The sequence below is a fragment of the Pseudarthrobacter sp. KH_020_B genome (assembly GCF_057840185.1).
This window is the reverse complement of record NZ_CM174506.1, coordinates 1,978,008-2,000,236: the sequence shown is the minus strand read 5'-3', so window position 1 is coordinate 2,000,236 and position 22,229 is coordinate 1,978,008. Positions and strand designations below refer to the sequence as shown.

Annotated in this window: 15 protein-coding genes and 2 pseudogenes; 7 read left to right on the top strand and 10 right to left on the bottom strand. The window is 63.0% G+C overall.

Features of this window, described 5'->3' with window-relative positions:
• Positions 1 to 36 precede the first annotated feature (36 nt).
• On the bottom strand, positions 37 to 1,893 hold the full coding sequence (locus tag AC3IT0_RS09240) for a M36 family metallopeptidase (protein WP_489323410.1): 1,857 nt from the start codon (positions 1,891 to 1,893) through the stop codon (positions 37 to 39).
• 720 nt (positions 1,894 to 2,613) lie between these two features.
• On the opposite strand from AC3IT0_RS09240, the gene AC3IT0_RS09235 reads away from it, so the two are divergent.
• The 4 genes from AC3IT0_RS09235 (at position 2,614) to AC3IT0_RS09220 (ending at position 10,023) form a co-directional block, all read left to right on the top strand.
• Positions 2,614 to 3,758 (top strand): IS3 family transposase gene (locus tag AC3IT0_RS09235; protein ID WP_489323409.1). Its coding sequence is split into 2 segments (ribosomal slippage): positions 2,614 to 2,887 and positions 2,887 to 3,758, totalling 1,146 coding nucleotides; the frame shifts between segments, so codons are not numbered across the junction.
• A gap of 565 nt (positions 3,759 to 4,323) precedes the next feature.
• A complete protein-coding gene (locus AC3IT0_RS09230) occupies positions 4,324 to 5,694 on the top strand; it encodes a hypothetical protein (protein WP_489323408.1) in 1,371 nt (456 codons plus the stop codon).
• Positions 5,691 to 7,001, top strand: coding sequence for a hypothetical protein (locus tag AC3IT0_RS09225; protein WP_489323407.1), 1,311 nt, complete (start codon positions 5,691 to 5,693; stop codon positions 6,999 to 7,001). Before AC3IT0_RS09230 ends, AC3IT0_RS09225 begins: the two co-directional genes overlap by 4 nt.
• Positions 6,991 to 10,023 (top strand): trypsin-like serine peptidase, encoded by a 3,033-nt coding sequence (locus tag AC3IT0_RS09220; protein ID WP_489323406.1) that lies wholly within the window; start codon positions 6,991 to 6,993, stop codon positions 10,021 to 10,023. Before AC3IT0_RS09225 ends, AC3IT0_RS09220 begins: the two co-directional genes overlap by 11 nt.
• Before the next feature lie 518 nt (positions 10,024 to 10,541).
• On the opposite strand, the gene AC3IT0_RS09215 is transcribed toward AC3IT0_RS09220, so the two are convergent.
• Entirely contained in the window at positions 10,542 to 11,072 is a 531-nt protein-coding gene (locus AC3IT0_RS09215) for a bacterial transcriptional activator domain-containing protein (protein ID WP_489323405.1), read from the bottom strand.
• A 551-nt stretch (positions 11,073 to 11,623) separates the two neighbouring features.
• Positions 11,624 to 12,074, bottom strand: a pseudogene (locus AC3IT0_RS09210) (transposase); the annotation flags it as partial.
• Here AC3IT0_RS09210 and AC3IT0_RS09205 point away from each other — a divergent pair.
• Positions 12,067 to 12,207 (top strand): annotated as a pseudogene (locus tag AC3IT0_RS09205) (IS256 family transposase); the annotation flags it as partial. The pseudogenes AC3IT0_RS09210 and AC3IT0_RS09205 overlap by 8 nt on opposite strands.
• Before the next feature lie 325 nt (positions 12,208 to 12,532).
• Positions 12,533 to 12,679 carry a LuxR C-terminal-related transcriptional regulator gene (locus tag AC3IT0_RS09200; protein WP_489323404.1) on the top strand — a complete coding sequence of 49 codons (147 nt, stop codon included), beginning with the start codon at positions 12,533 to 12,535 and terminating at the stop codon, positions 12,677 to 12,679.
• A 106-nt stretch (positions 12,680 to 12,785) separates the two neighbouring features.
• On the opposite strand, the gene AC3IT0_RS09195 is transcribed toward AC3IT0_RS09200, so the two are convergent.
• The 7 genes from AC3IT0_RS09195 to AC3IT0_RS09165 form a co-directional block, all read right to left on the bottom strand.
• Positions 12,786 to 14,261: a M14 family zinc carboxypeptidase gene (locus AC3IT0_RS09195; RefSeq protein ID WP_489323403.1), complete on the bottom strand. Its 1,476-nt coding sequence runs from the start codon at positions 14,259 to 14,261 to the stop codon at positions 12,786 to 12,788.
• Positions 14,261 to 14,587: a hypothetical protein gene (locus tag AC3IT0_RS09190; RefSeq protein ID WP_489323402.1), complete on the bottom strand. Its 327-nt coding sequence runs from the start codon at positions 14,585 to 14,587 to the stop codon at positions 14,261 to 14,263. Before AC3IT0_RS09190 ends, AC3IT0_RS09195 begins: the two co-directional genes overlap by 1 nt.
• A 152-nt stretch (positions 14,588 to 14,739) precedes the next feature.
• Entirely contained in the window at positions 14,740 to 15,111 is a 372-nt protein-coding gene (locus tag AC3IT0_RS09185; protein WP_489323401.1) for a hypothetical protein, read from the bottom strand.
• Between the two features lie 435 nt (positions 15,112 to 15,546).
• A complete protein-coding gene (locus tag AC3IT0_RS09180; protein ID WP_489323400.1) occupies positions 15,547 to 15,831 on the bottom strand; it encodes a hypothetical protein in 285 nt (94 codons plus the stop codon).
• Between the two features lie 443 nt (positions 15,832 to 16,274).
• Entirely contained in the window at positions 16,275 to 17,960 is a 1,686-nt protein-coding gene (locus AC3IT0_RS09175; RefSeq protein WP_489323399.1) for a hypothetical protein, read from the bottom strand.
• A gap of 13 nt (positions 17,961 to 17,973) precedes the next feature.
• Positions 17,974 to 18,204 (bottom strand): hypothetical protein, encoded by a 231-nt coding sequence (locus tag AC3IT0_RS09170; protein WP_489323398.1) that lies wholly within the window; start codon positions 18,202 to 18,204, stop codon positions 17,974 to 17,976.
• Positions 18,197 to 19,990, bottom strand: a complete 1,794-nt coding sequence (locus tag AC3IT0_RS09165; RefSeq protein ID WP_489323397.1) for a hypothetical protein — start codon at positions 19,988 to 19,990, stop codon at positions 18,197 to 18,199. Before AC3IT0_RS09165 ends, AC3IT0_RS09170 begins: the two co-directional genes overlap by 8 nt.
• 737 nt (positions 19,991 to 20,727) lie before the next feature.
• On the opposite strand from AC3IT0_RS09165, the gene AC3IT0_RS09160 reads away from it, so the two are divergent.
• Entirely contained in the window at positions 20,728 to 22,179 is a 1,452-nt protein-coding gene (locus AC3IT0_RS09160; protein ID WP_489323396.1) for a M6 family metalloprotease domain-containing protein, read from the top strand.
• Positions 22,180 to 22,229: the final 50 nt, after the last annotated feature.

The following is a 22,229-nucleotide window of genomic DNA, read 5'->3' as shown; positions in this document are numbered from 1 at the left end:
GATCGGCTATTCGACGGGACGTGGTGTCTGCACGCACTAGAGAGCCGGTACAGCGAAACTCTCCACGACACCAATCAGGTCGGTAGAGTTCTGTGCCGGCGCCACTGCCCCGACTCCCATGCCACGTTTGGCAAAGCCCGACCAAATTTCGGGCAAGTCCTCCGGGTTGAGGGCTGTCGCGGCCGAGATGATCCCGTCGCGGGCGTGCAGGAACGTCGGCCGCGACGGCGTCAGCTTGAGGCCGCCGACCACATCCAAAAGAATCCGCCGCTCGGCTTCTTCATGTCCGTGCTTCGCCACCAGGTTCACAAAGACCTCCCACAGTGCTGCGCACCAGATCTCTCCGGCGTTGTGCACGGCGGTGTTCGAGCCGCCGGCGTTAGGGCTGATGGGCGCACCAACCGGGAGTAAATGCCCGGCGCTGATGTGGCGGAAGGTCAAAGGGTTCTTCTCGATGTCCGCGCTGTAGGGATATCGCCGGATCGAGAAGTAGTAGTTGTCATTGAAGTTTGGTGTGAGGTCGGTCCAGCCGCCCACCGGGAAGACACCGTTGACGAAGTCGTCGGCGGGCTGCGACGTCATGCTGATGGCAAAGAAGTCGCCCCAGCCCTCGCCCATGGCGCGGCCCTGCTGGTTGGTCAGGCCATTCGCATTCCCCACCAGCCGGTTGGTGATGTAGTGGCCCATCTCGTGGAACGTGATCAGCGCTTCGTGGTTGCTGGTACGGGTCGGCTGATTGGGCTGCGGTCCTAGGAACTCGAACATCTGCATGCGGGGGCTGGCCCCGTCTGCCGGGGTGGACATGTTCGCGTTGTCGGTGCCGCTGAAATCGTTGCCTTCCGCCAGGATCGGATCGCCTCCAACACCGCCGCGGCCGAAGTTGTCGGCCTGGGCGTTCCCGGCTGCCTCGTCGAAGCCTGCCTCGTACCAACGGTCGTGGAGCCAGTTGACATGAAAAAACATGCCTACCAGGCTGTTCTGGAGATTTGTTGCCTCTCTGGCGTCCTGGCTGTGATCGTAGGTGTAATCGAACGTGTCGGGTGCGGAAATTTTTCCAAACACATCGCCGGGGCCCGGCCCTGTCGGCGCCTTCAAATCGGCGTATGCGATGCAGTTGTTTCCCTGCGTGGTCGTCGCGCCCGGTGGTAACCAGGGGTCCCGGCCGGGCAGGCTCTCCAGCGTGACCAGGCGTTCCTCGACGGCGTCTGCCTGAAAGCCGTCGGGCATCCCCGTGGGATGGGGGGTTCCGGGAGCCGGCCCGTCATGGGGCCGGAACAGCGTGTCTCCAGTGTTGTGCACGCGATAGGTGAAGGAGGCACTCTCACTGGCCAGGTTCTTGCGGAACAGGACAAATGGAGTGTCCACAGAGTCGATGACGTAACTAAACGCGGGAAATCCGACGATCCACAGCTCAAGGTAGTGACCTGAGGCGAACTGCTGATTCCCCAACGGAAACATCACGTCCTTCAGCCTGATCGGCCGCTCAAACAGGGGTCGACGGTCATTCTCGCCAGCCCTGAACTCATACAACCGGTACGGAGTATCGTCGGGCTGCGTTGCCGCGAGTGCAAAGTCGGTAGACTGGTAAACGACCCGGGTCAGGTCGAACGCTGCCCGGGCGATCGCGTCCTCCGGGGTCCGCGCCCGTTCCGCGCGGCGCTCCCGGGCCGCGACGCCCGCGCCGGGGAACAGCTGCCCGGACATCGAGATCACGCCGTTCCCGTCGTCGAGCGCCACTGTCACCTCCGAATCGAAGACCTCCACGCCGTCCACGCTCTGGTACAACTGCGCTGTCTTGAGGCCGGTGCGGCTGACCGAGCGCACCTCCACAGCCGCTGCGTCCTCTTCCGCGAGGTTCCAGACGGCCCGCCTGTCCTGGACGAACTGGCGCACGGCGTCACCCGCATCGGAAGGTCCCGGCGCAGCCAGCCGGCCGCTGGGCTGCCGGCTGACGATCCGGTTGGGTAGCCCTGTGGTTTCATCCTCCTCGATGACCAGGTCCGGTACGTCAGCGGACAACGCGTCCCGCCCGGTGGTTGGGGTCTCCGCGGATGGGTGTTGGGCGCTGCGTGCCACCTGAGCTCCGCGGTCATAAAGGGCGTGATAATCGTCCGGGATCATTTGCCATCTCCATCCAATGGTCGGATCTTTCCGACCACGTTATTGTCCTGGTTTGGCACGAAACCCGCGTAGGACTTCGTACTTTGGAGTACACCTCTCAGCGCGTTACTACAGCGTTATCGTCGTCAAGGGCCACCATAGCCATGTCCAAGGCTGTAGGTCTGCCGATGTGACTATTTGGGGCCAGGGCGGGACCCGGACGGATCCTAATCTATGCCCTCCTCCAGGGGCGTCAGCCGTGAAAAGCCGGCGAGAAGCAAATGTGGCTACGACTGACTGATGGTCTTGCTCCCTGGGACTCACTCACAATTCTGACAGTCCGTGACTAGGTAGGCGTTCGGGCTTCACCGCACCCGTTACCGGTGTTCAACTGAGGCCGAAGTAGTACTCATAGAACGCCGTCAAGGCTCCGCATGCGAGGAGTGGGACTGCCCCGGGTTTGCTTGACTCCTGACTTGTGAGGATTTACTCCTTGCAGCAAGAATGTTCAATATGCCCAAGCCTTTCCCCGCTGAGTTCCGCCGTGACGTGGTCGCGGTTGCACGGAAGCACGAAGCCCCGATCTCGCAGATCGCCAAAGACTTCGGAATTTCCGAAGCAACCCTGCACAACTGGCTCAAGAAAGCCGACATAGAGGACGGCGCCCGTCCCGGCGTGACGGAAAAGGAAGCCGCAGAGCTCAGGGATGCCAGGAAACGGATCCGGCTGCTGGAGCAGGAGAACGAGATCCTGCGCCGGGCAGCGGCCTTCTTCGCCCGGGAACTGCCCCCAAAATGAAGTTCCCGCTGGTCCTTGACCTTGCCGCGGACGGGATCCCCGTCGCGGTGGCCTGCCGGGTGCTGGGCTTCTCCAAACAGGCCTTCTACGCCTGGAAGGCAGCGCCGGTCACAGAGCGCGACTGGTCTGATGCGCACCTGATCAACGCCGCCATCGACGTCCACCGGGACGATCCGGCGTTCGGATACCGGTTCATCGCCGACGAACTCGAAGACCAAGGTTTCAGCGCCGGAGAGAACCGGGTGGCGCGGCTGTGCAGCAGCCAACGGATCTGGTCCGTGTTCGCCAAGAAGCGCGGCCTGACCCGCAAAGCCGGCCCGCCCGTCCACGATGACCACGTCCGCCGGGACTTCACCGCGACGGCGCCTGATCAGCTGTGGCTCACGGACATCACCGAGCACCGGACCGACGAGGGCAAGCTCTACCTGTGCGCCATCAAAGACGTCTATTCCAACCGGATCGTGGGCTACTCCATCGATTCCCGGATGAAAGCGTCTCTGGCCGTCTCGGCACTCCACAACGCGATAGCACTCAGGGAGCCGGCAGGAACCGTGGTGCACGGCGACCGCGGTTCCCAATTCCGCTCCAACGCCTTCGTCAGGACGCTGGCAGGCAACGGGCTCAAAGGATCGATGGGCCGGGTCGGCGCGTATGCCGATAATGCCGCCATGGAATCGTTCTTCTCACTCCTGCAGAAGAACGTGCTGGACCGCCAGCGATGGTCCAAAAGGGCCGATCTTCGCCTGGCCATCGTGACCTGGATCGAGAAAACCTACCACCGGAAACGCCGCCAGCGGCGCCTCGGACGGCTAACCCCGGTCGAGTTTGAGACAATCAATACCGGCCTCAAAGCCGCCTAGCAACACTAAACCCCGAGAGTCAACGAAATCCGGGTCAGTCCCAGTTGTTCCAAGGTGCAGTCCCCCCTCGGATGGGATCTCCGGGTCGGTGTCAACCAGATGCACACAAATTTGCAGGACCGGTGGTAGCAAAGCACCAAATAGCCCTCACCTCCAGCGCGGCCGCGTGAGGTGCGCCCACATACTCGCATTCGTGAAAACGCCTCATTTTCAACATCTGTCAGGGCAGTTGGGGAAGAATCGAAGGCCGGCGGCGGCGCGCATCCCCTGTCCGTTTCAAGTAACGCTGCAGTAACGCTGGTCTGTTGTAATAAATAACGGAATGTCCAAACGGCACTGATGTAGGCACTGATGTATCTGCATACGTCCGCAATTTACGGGCTCCTCTCTGAAGGGAGGCCTATTGCTCGACTCTTTAATTCCTGACCCAATATGGCCGCCGCAGCTCGACGCCTTGGGACGACAGCACCGCCCAAGGACGATACCTGTGCCGGCAGACCCAAAACCCGGTCAGGGAAGATGCCGAAACCTGACACCATCCAGCAGCAAGGCTCGGTAGTAAATCATGCCAGTCGTATTCATACACGGCGTCGCCACCCGTACGGGTGAGAAGTACGAGCAGGAGGCCAATGCTCGCACGGAGTTAATTCGACGCCTCCTCATTCAACCTATGGCCGAGATTGACCCCCTATGGAAGGATATGGAGATCGTAAGCCCTTACTGGGGAGACCTTGCGGTCCGGCACTACTGGGCACAGGCTACGGTACCTAATATCCGCACACTGGAGGACCTTGGCCCAGCAGTGGAAGCAACAGCCGCTGACCTTGAGGTCGCGGAGTTGATTGCGGACAGCAACGGCGCTGTTGAAGGAGGGCTCGAGCACCTAGGTGGCGAAACACCTCTGCGGGACGCGTGGATCGCCAATCCTTGGCAGGCGGCGGAGGCGCTCCTGGCACCGCTCATCCACAGCGAGCGGTCGGTGCTCCAATCCGGTGACCTCCCCACGGAAGAATCCGAGTCAAGGACCCAGACTGTGGGAAGTTTCGATGGGGTGGTCCTGGCAGCAGCTGCAAACGTCGCCGCAGATGCAGCTCTGGCGGCGGAAATCCGGCACGCCCCGTCTGATGACGACTTCCTAGAGACAATCAAAGACGCAATTTTGGCGCGGACGATGCAGTTCGCCGGGCAGAGCGCAACATCGCAGGCCCCAATGTTCTCGGATTCCGGGCATCCAGCTGGTCAGCTGCCGGATGCGAGGAGGCTTGAGACCCTTGGCCCTGACGGCTCGAGTAAGCTCAGAGCCGCGCTCGGCGCAATCATCGACCGTGCTAAAGGCGCACCGGCCCGGGTCGTATCGCTCGCCGCGCTCGATCGTTTTCGGGATGGCCTGCACTACAGCCTCACCCAATTTATGGGAGATGTATTTATCTACCTGCTCCAGCGAGGTGATGCGGATACACCCGGACCTATTGTGGAACGTATTCGGCAGGCCATCTCCGATGCTCAGCGGACACGACCTAACGAACCGTTAGTCATCCTCACCCACTCCATGGGTGGCAACATCCTCTACGACCTTCTGACCACCTACGACCCCTCTCTGAAGGTCGATGTCTGGGTGTCAGCAGGAGGGCAAGTCGGTCAGTTCGAGGAAATGAAGATTTTCAAAGCCAGCGTTATCACCGGCCCCCCCGCTCCGCCGCCTCCCGACAAAATCTCAGCCCTTGGCGGTCGAGTGCGGACATGGCTAAACGTTTATGACCCGGCAGATATCCTCAGCTTCCTTGTCGAGCCAGTTTTCTCGGACAAGGACACCGAGGTCCTCATCCAGGACCTAAAATTCAAGTCGGGGGTCTCCGCATTCAAGGCCCACGGCGCCTACTTTACGAGACCGACGTTCTATAGTCTGCTTTTGCGAGAGCTTAGGACTAGGCCGTGAAACTGCTGACACTCGAAGAACGTCCGGCAAATCAGCCAGAACTGATTTACGAGGACAAGAGTCTTGAAGGCCGTCCCGCACTCCATGCACTTATCGCAGGGGTAAGCGATTACGCATTCCTGCCTGCGGCCGCTGGATCCGAAACCCCTGCCAATTGGGGGATGCAGCGGCTATCATCAACGTCCCTGACGGCCTATCTTATCCTCGACTGGTTGCTCAATGCGGCGCAGGAGCAAAGGTTGGAACTGCCTCTCGGCACTGTGCGTCTGCTGTTGTCTCCGACCCAGGCCGAAGTTGCGAAGACGATCGCACAGCCAGCGGGGCTTCCGCCGATGAACAAGCTCCAAGTTCCGCGCTGCGGCCTCGATAAATTCCGGGCGTGCGCGCACGAGTGGCGCAAGAGTGCGAGGGTAAACCGCGACGGCGGAACCTTTTTCTATTTCTCAGGCCACGGAATCCAACGAAATCGCAGCGATCTACTGTTGCTCTTAGACAGCTTTGGGGCGGGAGGACCACTGGGACAGCATGCCGTCGATACGAACTCCCTGATTCAAGGCATGGCACCTCATGGCAACGATCCGACTTACCCTAACCCCGAAACTGCCCGCCCGGAGATCGCCCGCACTCAGTTTTACTTCGTGGACGCGTGCCGGAGCGCCCCCCGGCGATTAAGGACCTACGAGGAATTACGCCCCAGCGCCGTCTTCGACGTAGAAAGCCCCAATATGACAGATGACCGGCGTGCCCCTATCTTTTACGCCGCCATCCCGACCGGAATCGCTCAAGCCGTGCCTGGTCAGCAGACGTTGTTCAGCATGGCTCTCCTACGATGCCTCAAAGGTGACGCAGCAAAGGCACCGGACGGCTCGGCCGCCGGCAAACGGGCAGACCACTGGCACATCTCGTCGTTTTCCCTACTGAACGGTCTTCCGCAACGACTCGAGGAGCTACGTACACAATACAAAGGCCAACAAATCGGAATCGCCGACGGGTTCAGTGATGATGTCGTTCTCTGCTATTTGAAGGACCGACCGGATGTACCCTTCCAGTTCATTGTTGAACCAGAGACGGCGCTCACCTTTACACGCGTCCGGGCTCATGACGTGTCCGATCCGGCCATAAGCTACGAATTTCATGCCACTAGGGACACGTACCCGTTCCGCCCACGCCTCAAAGCCGGCTACTACCAGTTCTCAGCTGCACTAGATGCGCCTACGCCACCGTTCCGCGACTGCGCAGCTCAGGCCTACCTCGTCGAACCACTTCGCCAACGGGTTTGGAAAGCGAGAATGTCTGATGGCACCTAAATCCATGGAATCTAAGCCCCCAGAAGCATCCACTGGGTCGGTCCGGGTAAAAACACGCTTCCGAACTCAGGAGCTGAACAATCTTACCCTGCCGGTCCAGATCCGGAAGGGTGACCTGTCGCTCGTCGCACACACGTTCAGCGGACAGACAGTCAGCGGTTTGGAATACGGCCAGAAGTATCTGGTGCTCGCTCAACTACCGGCGGGACACACCCTGATGAGCGAAGTGACGATCTCGCGGCGTTCGAAGTCGCCCACGGAGGTGATACTCGAGCCCCGCGAGTGGCAGCAGTCTCCGCACGAAAGCGATGAGGTACAGCACTTCCTGGGCAACCCCTCCGCCTCGATCCTGCCGCGTATCAACAACCAGCTTCTGCCAGGACGGGGGCTTCTCTCCAGCGCAGCGGCGCAGTTTTCATCAACTCCTTTGGAGGATTTGGGTGCCCGCGATAACCCTGAGGGTGAACTGGACGCCCTACTGAGTGACTACCTCGAAGAGCCTCGAGAAGTAGCTCAGGGCTGGACGATGGGTGCCGCCGGGCCGGCTCTGGAGGCCCAGGGTCCAGAGGCATCTCTCGAGCCGCCAGCCAATACAGTGCCGCCATTGAAGTTCCGATTTGGGGATTCATCCATCCAGAAAGTACCCGGTTTCTCCCGGGACGAGATTGAAGTCCGGCTTTTCAAGGGCAACGCCCTAGCCTGCAGTGCCGCTCCACAGCCAATCGACCTAATTGTTGTGCGGCAGGTCAGTTCAAATGCGTACAAATTGTCTGTTTCCGGCGCCGAGGGGCTTTGGTTCCTCCAGGTGCAGCAGACAGGCCGCCCTGCCACCAATGTGGCACTCCCGATATCCCTCAGCTTGGGTTGTGAGGTCGTTATCACCCGCCTCGATAGTGGTTCAGCCTCCGAAGAGGGAGATGATATTGCCCTCGAGGTCCACATGGCAAATGTGGATGCTAATGCCATGACGCGCTACCGGAGTTTCGGTTTCATATCCGAAGCAGCCGCAGGTGTGGAGATGGATACCCATGCCCTAGATGCGGATCACCTCATCGGTGGTAGCGTCCAAGACCCCGTCGCCGCGGCAGTGGGATTTTACGCACTACTGCGGTTTAACCGCCTGAAGCACATCAACGACTGGAGTTACAAACTTTACCGCTCATTCGCTTGGTTTCCCGACGGCGCGGCGATTCGAGGCGAATATTTGGCACGAGCAGGCCGCCCTCGAGAGGCCCTCGAAGCATTCTTGAACGTCGCCAGCCGAGGCCTTCCACTGTTCACCGAGGGCCTTAGTTTCACTATGGAGCGACTTGACCTCTATCTGCGAGCTTCGGCCAGCGAGCTTACTCTCGACGAAACAGATCGAGTGCGATCAGTTCTGCCATTGCTGCAGCGTTACGTTGCTGTTGCCGACCCTCGGAAGATGGTTCTGCGTTTCGACGGTTCGTCCCCCAACCTACCTGGACTGGAGATTCAGCCCACCATTCCCCCCACCGAGAAAGACTCGAAATTACTGAGACTCGTATTCGAGGCGGAACAGAACACTGCTTTGGGATCTTCCACCGCGGTGCCGACAACAGGCGATCGTACGGATGAACGATCCGCCACAGCATCAGCAACAGGGACAACAGGGTCACTACCACCTGAATGGGCAGAATCTGGGACACGCCTGGAACTAATGGGACCCGCGGACCTACCTCCAGTCCCTGCGCCATCAGGAGGGTTTGTAATGGAACTGTCTGAAAATGTAGTCGCTGCAACTGAGGCGCGATACCGGGACAGAGCCACGCACAGGACTGGTATCCAGGACAGGATCGCGGCAGCGTTGGCTCCCGGCGGCAGTATTCTTCAAGTGGATGATGCACAACGCGTGGCCTTACGAACCCAGCACGTCCTGCGCCACCCTCTCGTAAGCAAGGCGCTGGATTCCGTTACGGATGGAAGACCGCTTGAGAACCTCGGCACAGTGGAGGCGAACCACTTGCTTGAACGAATCCTCGGCGGAAATAATCTGCTGGATGCCGCTTTCCTAGATCTTGGATCGGCGGTTGCCAAAAGTGTGGCGAGGATTCAAATTCGCGACCAATTCAGAACTATAGGCTTCGGCACCGGCTTCATGATCTCCTCGCGACTGATGTTGACCAACAATCATGTGCTGCCAGATACACCCACCGCACGGTCATCCCGCGCAGAGTTCAACTTCCAGAACGACATCGACGGCCACCCCCGCGCCACAAGCGGGTTCAACCTCGAACCCGATACCTTCTTCCTCACCGACATCGATCTGGATTTCACCTTGGTAGCTGTCGATCCCCAGCCGCTAGAGGACGACACAAGGTCGCAGCTTCCGCTGGCGCACTTTGGTTTCAACCGAGTTACGCCGGACCAAGGCAAGCTATTACTCGGTGAGCCTATTAACGTCATTCAGCATCCGGATGGCCAACCGAAGCAGGTCGCATTACAACAAAACGAACTGATCGACCGGTTGGACCACTTCATCCATTACCACACTGACACCTCCCCGGGCTCCTCCGGTTCTCCCCTCTACAACAATCAGTGGGAAGTCATCGGCCTCCATCACTCCGGCGTGCCTGAGCGGGATACATCCGGAAACATTTTGTCTATTGACGGCACCATTTGGACCCCAAACCTAGGCGAGACAAGAATCAAGTGGGTAGCCAACGAAGGGGTACGAATCAGCAGCATCATCGAACGCCTCGCCACGACTACCACGCTGGGTCCCCAGCAGCAGGCGCTGCTCGGAGATGTCCTCAACCCGCCCATTGAGGACAACTTTCCACCGGTACCTACAGAGTTGGGCACACAAGACGCGACTCATCCAGGCACCAATCAGCCAACAGTCGAGGATCCTGAACCGTCCAGCCCTTCGTCCACAGCGGCGTTTCCGCCTCCGGCTCTCCCAAAGACGTCCGCGACGGCGGTAACCGCCGCGACCGAAGGTCATTCTCTGACAATCCCGCTGATCATCACCGTCCAATTCGGCGATGTCCGGAACGACTGACCTGGCACCAACTGCAACATTCACCAAAACGCCTAGTACTACAGTCGCGTTTAATGTGAGCTGTATCGGCGGTTTAATCGGACAGGTTTAATCGGACGCTGCGTGGGCTCGCACGAACGAACCCCGTAATATCTTGCCTGAATATTTCGGAAACATGAGCCAATTCCTGATACTTCTGCAGCAGGATCATGACAGCCAAGAGAAATACTCGCCTCGCCACCGCTAAGGAGACAGCTTGCGGCTGGCAGAGTGACGGTTTCGGTGCTTAATAGTCCGCGACCGTCCTACCAAGACTGATCGCAGACCAGGAGTGAATGTCCACCATGATGAACGACCACCATTGGTCAGAATCTGCTGATGACGCCGGAGCAGGTCAGGAGGCTCCAGCGGTCGAGACCATGATCATCCGGACGTGGCACGAGCCTTCTCATCCTCAGAGTTTCCGGGCAAGGATGACCTACGGACAAGCTCCCGGTAATGACCGAAACACAATAGCCACCGCTGACCCTGCCGAGGTCCTAAGAGTGGTGCAGGACTGGCTCGCCGCCCAGCCGGGAGTCACTGGCCGGACCTAGGCGGTCCTTCTGTACCTGGGCTGGGCGCTGCGGGGCATATTCGATGAGCCTTCGGACGGACTTGGATGGCTGAAGACCCATATCCGCTTCAAGTTCCTGTTCATACCGTTCGTAGGCACGAACCGCAGCAGCAGGATTATCCTGTTGCACCTCCGCCGAAATTAGGAGCCGGACGGCATTCTCATACAGTGGTTCGATCTCCAAGGCCGCCTTCGCAGCCGCCCCGGCGACCTCAGATTCACACCGGTCGAGTGCCTGCCTCGAGATCAAGGTGAAAGCACGCAGCCGATCCTGAAGCAGTCGACTCTGTTCAAACATCACCCAGTCGTCATACCAACCCGGAAGCAATTCCGCATCGCGCAATTCACGCAACAGAGAGACGGCGTTTCCCTCGCGCCTGCCCTCACCCAGGGCCTGGGTCTGAGCCCGGAGCCGGTTCAGGTCCACATCGACCCGCGTGTCCAGGGACAGCATTGCACCACCGTTGACGATTAGGCCGGGCACTTGGCGTGAAACCAAATGAACGCTAACCCGTAAACTTTCCAGGGCCCTGGCGTCGGGATGCTCAGGCCACAACAAGCCGACAAGGTAGCTACGGAGGCTTGGACCACGGAGGGCCAGCGCAGCAATTAGGCGCTGTTGACGAGTTGCAACATGAACGTCCACTGCGTCCCGGCGAAGCCGCCAGGACCGAAGCAGGTCAAGTTTCAACTCTCCGGAGCCGTAGTTGCCCATGGGAACCTGATTTCGGTTCGGTCATAATGTGGTAATCGGTAGCAATGACGATCCTCAATTCGATGGATCTTGTCAATGAGCCTGTCCCCCCTATTTCCATACCGGAGAGGCGACTCTCCGAACCGCTCGCCGACAATGCCACAGCATCCCTGACAGTGGGCGGGCCGGAGCTACAGCGCAGCCCCGGCCACAACGACCCCCACTGGTATGCAGCCCTCGCTGGCATCACCAGCTACACCGCACAAGGCCTCGGCCAACCGATCGCGCAGGCCAGGGTTGCGGGAAGCGATTTATCCGGTCTGTTGGAAGGGCTCGAGGGTCACCTGGTAGCCCAGTGATTCAAGCTGTCCGATTGCGTGGGCTTTGGTTTTCGCTGGTGCCTGCCGGGTGAAATGGTCAGCGCCGGGGTCGGCAAAGTCTCTGTAGAGTTCGCCGGTGGTGAGCATATGCCAGGCCGCGGTGAGCATGGAGTGTTCGACCGCGACAAGGGCCTTCATCGGTCCGCGCCGGGCGGCGATACGCGAGTGCTTTGCGGCGAAGTAGGTGGTCTTCGAGCGTGCCGCCGAGAGGGCAGCGATGCCCAGGGGCGCGTTTTGGTGGACTTGACCCGTCCGGCGGATTCATCGGCGCCCGGGGATGCGCCGGCCCAGGAACCCAGGTGTCCCGCGGTGGAGAACACGGTATTGTCGGCGCGGCCATGAAGACCTCTGCGACCGTGGTGCTGAATCCCGGGATGCGGATCTGCATTATTCACCTGATCCGAAACACCTTCCGGTTGGCATCCACGAACGCTGGGACGCCCTCAAACACCGCGCCGAATGCTGCGACCGCGCGGGCGGCGTTCGAGGAGCTCAAGGAGTGTTGGGGCAAAGAAATACTGGGAGACGGTAGTTCAGAATAAGACCGTACATGCCCTGAGAGCACCTGCAACGCATGGTTCGGTGCGGTCAGCGTCAGTGCAGCCTGCCAATTCAGTACGCGTCACTCAGGAAACGCTCTCGCCCTGCGCCCAGGAGCCCGTGGCGGTCTCAATGTCAGCGGTGGAAGCTTTCCATTCCGACGCTTGTTCCCGGTAAAAGATGCGATTCGGTTGGGAAGCTGGGCACTCATCTGCGAGGCTATGTTGCCCACCAAAGCTGCACGTCAAGCAAGTAAACCCAAAGCCACCCACCCCGCAATAGTACTGAACGACGGTGCTGTTGACACTGCAAGCACGGCTTCAGACGCTCATCGCCCACGGAATAACGAACACGAACGTTACTGATTACCTGTTCATCGCCGAGACGACAGTCAAAACGCACGTCACCCGGCTCCTGATGAAGATGGGGCTGCACGATCGGGCCTGAGCGGTGGCCGTGGCGTACCGCACCGGCCTGGTGGCGCCGAACGAGCCGCGGCCACCGCGCCCGTGATCAGTTCCGGGCGGCCAAGGGCCACCGGGTTAGGCTGGTCCTAGGCGTTCCGCGGGTCGGAGCCGTTGCCGTTGTCGGGTCCGCGTTCCATTAGCGAGTGCAGGATTTCTGCGGTGGACAAACCGGCGAAGCTCGCCAGGCGCTCCCCCACTGTGCGCAGGTCACGGCGGAGCTCCAAGGGGCGGCGCTCGGCAAGGTCATTCACGAATTGGCGTGCTGCACCGGCAACCTCCGGCGTCAAGACCGCGCGGTCGTCGCCGACCTGTGTCCCGGCGTCGGCCAGCAGGCGGGCAGCACGCCCGGCCAGGTCCTGATCCTCCAGCAAGATGGCCAGCATGGGAGTCTGGAGCCGCTCAAACAAAGCGATCCAGCTCCTGCCCTCCTCCGTACTGCCCAGCAGTTCGTCCCTGACCCGGCGCAAGGCACGGACCTCCGTGTCGCGGCCGAGCAGCCTCCAGCCGATCAGCTCGATGGCGCAGATGCACTGCTGTACCAGCGCCAACAGCCCGGATTCGGCCTCGCGCTTGATTGGTTCTGGATTCGCGGGATGGAAGGAGTCTGCCACGTTCCCCTGCCAGGGGCCGGTCTCGAGGGTAAACCCATAAGTCTTGCGGTGTGTGCTGTCCGCGATGTGCCGCCCGTAGGCGTAGTCGCTCAGCGTCCCGGTGGTCGGATACAGCTTGACGCCGGTTTGGCGGGTGTAATTGCGACCGCGCACGTCGGCAATTGCCTGGACAACCCGGTCCCCGACCGTCTCGAACCGCAAAAGGTCCCGTGGGGTCATGTATTCCGCATAGCTGGGGTCTGTGATCGGCTGGCACGTGGCCGCCGGCAGTGTGGTGAACCGTTTCGCGGCGTCACCGGTCTGGGTTGGCGCGTGACCCCAGGGGTGCAGCACGAGTTCGGAGTAAGAATGGACATCCGCGAAGCAGTCGATGGCGTGCGCATCAAGCAGGTACCGGACGTTTCGCGTCTCAGGCTCGGAAACGGCGGACGGTCCGCAATAGGTGTCGGCGCACGGGGCGCAGGACGTCTGGCCCTCCGTCACGCCCCAGAGAAGGTCTGCATTGCGGTTGAGGTCCACACCGTCGCACGCCGTCCCCGGGTTATCCCGGCGGTTCTTGCGCCACAGGCCATCGACGGTCATCACGTGGTGGCGCCCGTCCGGGTTGACGCACGGCAGGAGGTAGAGATCGATGGTCTCGAGGATGAGCCTGAGGTCAGCAGCCGGCCAGGTTCTGCCATCGAGGATCACATCGTTTCCGGTCAGGTAGCTGGCAACGAGGTCCACCGCCATTTCAATGAGCAGGTCCGGGTTCATCAGCTCGCGGGCGTGTGTGCCGCCCACGAGCAGGACACCCCGGCGGTTATCCCCGCCGCCAGCGCGGAGCCGGAGCGCGTTGACCGGCCGGCCCTGGACCGACGGCTCCGGCAGCACGAACTGTGAGCAGAGCTGAGGGTAGTTCGTGGCGAGCGTGCTGCCGGCCGCATCGAGCTGGGACACGGTGCGGTACATCAGTACTGCCCTCCTCGCTCGACGCCGCGGAGACGTTCTTTGAGCCACGCACGCGCGGCTTCGTCGTCCATTACGAGCGCAGGATCCAGCGGACCGGCAGGCGCGGCCTGGACCAGTGTGACCTCAAAGCCGCTCTCTACGAGGCGGGCCGCTTCCTGCATATCGACGAGCAACCGCACGCCCGCGTCCGGGTCGGGTACACGGTCCATGTCCAGGTCCGCCACACTACGCATGTCCATGCTGCCCGAAGCCCCGGCCCGGAGGATCACCTCGTACCTCACTTTCGGCCAGTCGGCGTCCCTGGGATCTTTCTCGGCGACCATCATTCGCCTCTCTTCTAGGAAAACGTGCCCTTCAGGTAAGCAGAATTTAACACCGCAGGATCCCGGCTGCAACGCTGCCTCCCCAAGAATTTACAATGCGGGCGTTACTGCGCCGTTACGCCTGTCGAGCGATGGAGGCCCCCTTACCGGCCATTTCACTTCTGGCTCTGCGGCCAGGGTTCGGCCCGCAGGATGGCTGCCGCCCGCCCGTCGTCGTCGGCCGCCGTCAGGACCGAGGCCGCCGTCTGGAGCCTTTCATCCCAAGGTGCCAAGGCGTCGGGCAGAACGGAGGCGATGGCGGCGGCGGCCGTGGCGGCTCCGGCCTGGTCGGCTGCCTCCGCGATCAGTTCAGCGATCGCAGCGGTGTCGCCGGCGGCCAGTCCTACGATCAGGTGTGTGACCGGCGTGCCGCGTCGTTCGAGTTCCGCGAGCATTTCTGCCGCGTCGCCGAGGCACGACGCCGATGTCAGGCTCTGCGCCACCTGAGGGTTCTCCAGAGAGCGCTGGCGCTTCCCTGCCGGCTTCATCCCCGGGTTCGGTGCGTACCACGGTTACGGGCTCGCTGCGGAGCATCTGGCCAGGCGATGGCGAGTACTCGGCGATCAGGTCGTATTGGCCGGCGATCGGGAACAGGGGGGCCACGCCCGCGGCGCTGAGCAGCAGGACGCCTCCCATGAGCGCCTGTCCCGGTCCGAGTTCCACCTGCCGCGGTGCGCTATCGGCGGGCCACGGCCAGCCCGCGAGAGTCCTGGATCCGTCGGGGCCGCTTACGACAACGTCCAGGTCGCCCTCGGCCAGGTTCAGCCGCCCGCTGGTAGCGACGGGCCGATCCGCGCCGTTGGTCAATGTGGCGACAGCGATCAGCACCTCATCCAGGGGCACCCGGTCTGGAACGCTAAGGCTGAGGTTAAGCCCGCCTGGCCGGCTGCTTCCGGGGCTGTCCGGGGGACCGGGAGTTTGGATCATCTAGGCAAGCATTCCACAAAGTCCTGCGCGATGGTTTCGGCCTCGGCCAGATCGGCCTGCGGTTTGTGCGCCCGTTTCATCCGTGCGAGTGCGCCGGCGACGACCGGGGCATCCCGCTCCGCCGGGCTGGCCACCGTTGCCGCAAGTTCGACGACCTGCGCAGCCGAGCGTCCCTGCACCGCGAGGTCGAGAAAACGCTTCGCGTCATCGGGGTCGGCGGCCCGTGTCTCGGCGCTGCGGTAGTCGGTGTGGGTTCGCGCCAGAGAGTTGGCCAGCACCAAAGCGCAGGCGGCACCGGTATCGTGCCCGTGGTGCGCCTCGGCGGTTGCGACCAGCTGGGGCCCGGGCGGTTGACCTGCTTAACAGCCGGCCCGTGCCCTGCGCGGCGTGCATGAGGACTTCGCCAGATATGGTCGCCCGGCGTGAGCCTGTCCGGTTGTTTGTAAGTGGCGCGGGGGCTTTATCGCTGGCGTGAAAGAAGGGCGCCCAGCGGCGGTTGGCAGACCACAAAGTGCGCCCCACGGGCCCAAGTGAAGGCGTGGGCGCAGGAGCAAGAACCGGTGCTCTTCAAACTGCCATTTACAACTGTGAGAGTATCGCCATTCCTAACAACAGTCACTGGGCCCGTCACCGGGTTCGCCGTCGAGACGCGGCTCCGGACTCAGTTTGGTCGTGTGTCCCAAGATTGGGCTGTTGTGTGCGCGGACACCTGTGCCCGGGCGGCTCAGGCGTCCGCCGGAGGTAGGGGCACGAGCCGGTCGAACGAGAGCCCGCTGGAGCCCTCGCCGCGCCCCACAGTCCGGGAGGCGCCGATCCACACCACGGCCCGGCCGCCCACAGCCCGCGTCCGCTGGAACGACTGGGCCACGACCGTTCCGGACCTGCCCGCCTCTTCCTCGTGCAGGAAGTATGGTTGCACGGGATCGCCTGGCGCCGCGTCCCGACCTTCACGCAGCAGCGCGGTGCGCGGCTGCACAGGCTCAGTGACGAGCCCCGGCACGATACGCGGCATCGCGGCCCGCTGCAGCTGGATCTGCCGGTTCGAGCCCTCCACGTGCACGGGCACGAACGGGATCCAGTGTTCCGGCACCGACGTCATCGCCTCGTAGCGCACGTCCGCGACCCGGGGCTCGCCCGGGTCCACCGGCGGCACCGCATCGCCGAGCCGTCGGAAGAACGTGGCCGTCTGCCCGGCTGACAGCCCGCCCGGCATCCCTCCCCCGGCCCCGGACGGGATCGTCCGCTCAAGCCCCCATACCATGTTCGCCATCTCGTCGCGCACGAGCGCGACCTCCTCGAACGCCGGCCCGTCCTGCACCTTCGCGGCCACGGGCGGCACGAGCAGCACGAGCAGCGAGGTGTCCGCCTGCCCCGCGCCCACTAGCGATGAGGAGAACATCGACCAGCGCTGCCAGGTGTCGTCGTCCCCCGAGCCGGCCGGCGGGATCCAGTACCGCTCCCCGAACACGTTCGTCACGGCGAGACCGCGCACCCTCGCGATCGACCCGACGGGCATCGGTAGCTGCGTGAGGAACCAGTCGTTTGCGAACACGAGCGCGAACTCCACGAACAGCATCGTCGCGATGTCCGTCGTCGCCGCGTCGACCGCCCCGAGGTTCGTCCGGCCGTCCTCGAACGCCCACCAGCGGGTGGCTGGCATGCCCTCGAAGGACACGGGCGTCGGGACTGTCGCGGACAGCGTCTCCACGACGGTTCCGGGGGCCGGTCGGTCCAGCGGCGTGGAGTCCTCCGCGTCCAGGTCGAGGTGCCACCAGTCCAGGCGGCCACCGTGGTACTCGCGGGCAGCGTACCGCCGGGCCGATCCGTCCGCGTTCGGGGCGGCCGCCCGGAACCTGTACTCCAGGCGTTGCGGGTCCCACGCGTCGGCCTCGGGTTCTTCGGCGGGCACCACCAGGTCACGGAACCACTCGACCAACCGCACGCCTAAGGTGTCGAGGAACGTCTCGTCGGCGCCGGCGATCCCTGTGACCCCCTCGTATGGCGTCCCCGGCGGCCTGGCCGTGAGCTGCTCGAAGAGCGCCCCGCCGTCGAGCGCGCGCTTGCCTGACACCGCCGCAAAGGACTGCCAGACAGACGGATGCGCCGCGAGGCCGGCGTCGGCGGCGGAGTCGGGGTCGGGAGACGGGAACTGGAACGCCTCGCGGAAGTTCGCCGTGTAGTCGGCGGACAGGTCGCCCGCCGCGAGGGCAGCCGCGAGCCACTTTTCCCAACGTCGACCGAGCGCGAGGCGCAAGTCGAGAGCGATCAGAACGCCGCCGAGCCGGAACGCGAACGGGCGCCGCTCGACGCGGGTCTCGAGAGGCAGCGGCGCGTCGAACGCGGTCACCGGCCATTCACGTGCGCCCAGTTCGGTGAGTTCGGTGCACTCGAGGAGCATCTGGGATGACACCGGCGAGCCGGCGTCATTCGCCTGGAACTCGCCGAGCTGCCACTGCCGGGTTAGGAACCCACAGCGGGTCGCGCACCTCGGCGCGCAGGGACCGGTCGAAGGACCGCGTGCGAGGGCGGCCCTCGAGCCGGTTGTAGACCGTGACGGAGGGGAACAGGTGCGCGGTGAGCGCCTGGCTCAGCTGGGTGGGTCCGGAGATGAGCTCGTAGTGGGCTGACGCCGCAGCGGCGGAGATCTCAGGCATTGCCATCCTCCAGGGTGAGGTCCACAAGGTTGCTGACGGCATAGGACAGCCCGATGGAGATACCGTGTGTGGTGACGGCAGTGATGGTGGCGGGCAGGAACCGCGCGACGGCGCCCACGTCGAGGTGCACGGGCTCGACGGCGCGCTGGCGGGCGAGGCGCATGGTGTCCGGGATCGCCTGGCGCAGGTCGTCCCAGACCCACGTCTTGCCGTCGCTCGCGGGGGTGACCAGAAGCAGGGACTGCGGGGCCTCGCTCGAGGGCTGGTCGTAGTGGAACGCGAGGCCCACCGTGGTCTGGTCGCTCGGCAGCACCTCGGTCCAGGAGTCCACGAGCAACCCGCACACGTCGCCCGCCGGATCGAAGCCGGTGTGGTACACGGCCGAGTACAGGAGGTGCTCGCCGTTCAGATCCTGGGCCGGCGGAAATTCCATGGCGAGCCACGCGTCGCCCGAGCGGTACGGCAGCTGTACAGGAGTGAGCTCCGGGTCGAAGCCCACGAGCGCTCGCGCAAACAGCCCGGCCTGCTCGAGACGGCGCACCGGCTCGCGCACGCGCGCCGCCGAGTGCACCCAGCCCTCCACCGGGAAGTCCCGCCCGCTGCCGGTGAGGTGAGCGAGTAGCCCCGCCTGGTCGGCGAGGTCCTGACCCCATTCGGCTGACGCCTGCGCGGGGATGGTAAACCGCGGCACGATGCGGAACCCCTCGCCGAGCAGAGCCTCCGCAGCCGCCTCGAGGGCCTTGAGCGCGGCGGGCGGGTCGGTCGACGCGGCGTGGTCCGCGAACGCTGCCGTCGCCGCCGTGTCCCGGACCGTGAGCACTGCGGCGAGCGAGCGCACTGCGGCCACGACGTCCTCGACGAGCGTGATCATCGCCCGCTCCGTGGTGTCCACCTCGAACGGCGTCGGGTCCACGTCGCTCACTGGCAGGTGGCCGAGCAGTTCGGTGCGCAGGGGGACGAGGCCGGTCGCCGTGGTGGCCAGGAACGTGCGCAGCCCGTCTGCCCGCCCCGCGAAGGTGTCCCGCAGTGCCTGTACGGCGACGAGCTGGAGGGCCGGGGTCGCGGCGGGATCGGCGAGGCCGCCGGCCGCCGCGGGCACGATGGCGCCCTCGATCACGGCGAGGGCGGCGTACCGCTCCTCGTCCGGCGTGGCGCGGGGCAGGGCGGCGTATTGGACCAGTCCCTGGTCGATCAGGGCGAGCCGATCGTCCCACAGGGCGAGGCGTTCCCGGACTCGGTTGATCGTGCGGGCAAACTGGCCGCCGCGCGAGGCGATCGCCTGGCCCCATCCGGAGCCGGGCACAGCGAGGCGCGCGCCGCGCTCCAGCAGCGCGACCGCGTCATCGATGGCGGCATCTGTCTCGTCCAATACGTCGTCGCGGTGGGTGGCGAGGTCCTCGAGTCGTGGGTTCCACACCGCGAGGTACGCGTTGGCGTCGGCAAGCAATGTGCCGAGCGGGGTGTGAACGGCTACGAGGCGTGCGGGATCCGCCACGGCGACGGCGTCGAGGTCGCCAGATGCCTCGCCGGCGAGCACCACATCGGTGGGCCGCAGCGGCCTCGCCGAGGTGATGATCGACCGCAGGTGCTCGCATTGCGCGGCGATCTCGAACACCGGGATCTGGCCGGCGCCTGCCTCACGGTAAGCGATCCGCAGCTGCGCGTCGGGGCGCGGGCCAACCGTGGCGAGCACGTGCTGCACGACCCGGTCGTCGAGCTCGTCCATCGCCTGCTCGCCCGAGCGCAGCAACTCCACCACATCGCGGGCCCGCAGGCCGAGGGCCACGAGTAAGCGGTATGCCATAACCCTTAGGCCAAGCGGGCAACGCGCCTCACCTATGGTGCTCGCGGAGTCATAGGTCTCCACGGGCACGGCTGTGGTGATGATGGACGGACCTGTCGTAGGAGTACGAAGCGAGATCATGGAGAAGGTACGCATCTGATTACGCGAGGGTGATTAAGAATGCCAAGGGCTTGGTGGTGGATGTTCTGGTCGCTGTGACCGGCCGGTCGGGGCCGTCGCGCGTGGGTAGCTTGGGAACCACGGGGACGCGGATGGTTCCCAACGAAAACGTGGCGTGGAGGGAAGCGGATCTAGCTATGACGAGCTGAAGGTTTTCCCACTTGACGCTTGGGCCGGAAGGGCGTACCACCATACTTATCGCACTCATTGTGTATTACGCACCGGACGCCGCTGGCCATTGTGGCAAGTGCCCCGGGTTGGGGCGCACGTGAGCAGTCAGCTGATGGGGGTGGCCCACAGGGTGATCTGGAGAGCAGATTCGTCTCGAGTGCACTGCCGCGTGTGCATTCCGGTATGCGACGTGGTCGGCTTGGACCATTCCTCCGTGGGATCCTGCCATGACTGATGCGGCCGGATGGACGTCTGCAAGACTGCCCAGGTGTGCTGCGAGTGTTGCCCCACGGGCTCTACAGTCGGGTATTCGTGCGACGTACCCGTTCACGCTCTCCTGGTCCGCTACGGGCGGTCCTTTCCGATGAGGTAAGAAGGGTAACTTTCCGATGCGAGTCACACTCAACCCACAGCGTTACCAAAGCGGCTCCCAAAGCTACGAACACCTGTGCCCGGTACCGCTGTCGCCCCAGGCAATGGGGGAACTCTACGCTCGGTACCTGGAACTTCTGCAATCGCGGCGCTTACCCAAGGACACGACCTTTGCCCAGTACTACTGGGTCTGGCGCTCCGGTCGGCGGGGCGAGAATTTTGTCGGCCTCGATGACGGTTCGGTAACGCACGGTTCAAGCAGTGACAAACAGTTGATCGCGCGACCTGCTAAGAAACTGAAGGGCGTCGTCCGCACTCTGGTGCTGCTGGTCGATTTCCCAGACCGGCAGCACGATCCTACCCACGGCCCGGGCTATTACGACACCATGCTCTTCAGCGCTGGTGTCTTCCCTACCGGGAGCATGCGTGACTTCTACCGCAAAGTAAGCGGCTTCGACGTTGAAGACGGTACCGGCATCGATGTGCAGGGGGATGTGCATGGCTGGTTCCGGATGCCTCAGCCGTTGAGCTTCTACGCCGATGGAAATTCGGGTATGGGAAACAATTTCCCCCACAACGCTCAAGGCATGGCCCGGGATGCCGTGCGGGCAGCACTGGCCGAGGGCGTTGAGTTTGGGCCTTCCCTTGATGCGCTTGACGAGAACATAGTCACCGCTCTTTTCGTTGTCCATGCGGGCAGCGGAGCCGAGCAGACCCGGTCCAGGGACGATCTTTGGAGCCTCAAATGGGTTGTGCCCGGGGGCATTGGCGTCGGAGATGGTCTGTCTGTCCGGACCTTCCTCACCGTCCCCGAGGACTGCGCGGTTGGGGTTTGCGCCCATGAGTGGGGGCATCTTGCCGCACGCTGGGCCGACTACTACGATACAGGGCAGCTGGAGGCAACGCGCTCCAATGGCCTTGGCGACTACTGCCTTATGGCGTCCGGCTCGTGGGGCGACGGCGGTTTGACACCGGCTTTCCCCAACGGCATGCTGCGAATGTTTCACGGATGGATCACGCCTGAGCTGGTCACCACGACCACACAGAACATCATTCTGGAACCCGCGGCCGAAGGCGGCGGCATGCTCTTCATACAAAACCGCAGCAAGATGACCGAAACACAATACATTGCTGTTGAGTACCGGCGCCGACGGGCGCAGGATGCGTTCTTGCCGGACGAAGGAATCGCTGTCTACGTGGTTGATGAGGCGATCGACAATGTGAACGAAGAACGAGGCCTCGCCATCGAACTCCTGCAGGCTGATAACAAGCGTGACCTGGCGACGATATTCGGCCAAGGCAACCGCGGAGACGCAAACGACCTCTACCCCTTCGCTGACAACACCACGATCGGCAAGTCAACCAAGCCCGCTCTCAACCGGCCAGACGGTAAGTGGTCAGGAGTCACCCTCAGCATCGCTGGCATCCCCGGCGCCGCCCAAATGATGGTCGACGTTACGGTCCACTAAATAGTCACAAACGCAAGGAGGAAACACTATGAGCGACCCAACACATCACC

What these genes read in the sequence shown, in the direction of transcription:
- AC3IT0_RS09160 (WP_489323396.1), top strand. Translation starts at nt 20,728, where the DNA reads ATGCGAGTCACACTCAACCCACAGCGTTACCAAAGCGGCTCCCAAAGC.
- AC3IT0_RS09215 (WP_489323405.1), bottom strand. Translation starts at nt 11,072, where the DNA reads ATGCTGTCCCTGGACACGCGGGTCGATGTGGACCTGAACCGGCTCCGG.
- AC3IT0_RS09195 (WP_489323403.1), bottom strand. Translation starts at nt 14,261, where the DNA reads ATGTACCGCACCGTGTCCCAGCTCGATGCGGCCGGCAGCACGCTCGCC.
- AC3IT0_RS09170 (WP_489323398.1), bottom strand. Translation starts at nt 18,204, where the DNA reads ATGCCTGAGATCTCCGCCGCTGCGGCGTCAGCCCACTACGAGCTCATC.
- AC3IT0_RS09230 (WP_489323408.1), top strand. Translation starts at nt 4,324, where the DNA reads ATGCCAGTCGTATTCATACACGGCGTCGCCACCCGTACGGGTGAGAAG.
- AC3IT0_RS09190 (WP_489323402.1), bottom strand. Translation starts at nt 14,587, where the DNA reads ATGATGGTCGCCGAGAAAGATCCCAGGGACGCCGACTGGCCGAAAGTG.
- AC3IT0_RS09220 (WP_489323406.1), top strand. Translation starts at nt 6,991, where the DNA reads ATGGCACCTAAATCCATGGAATCTAAGCCCCCAGAAGCATCCACTGGG.
- AC3IT0_RS09185 (WP_489323401.1), bottom strand. Translation starts at nt 15,111, where the DNA reads ATGAAGCCGGCAGGGAAGCGCCAGCGCTCTCTGGAGAACCCTCAGGTG.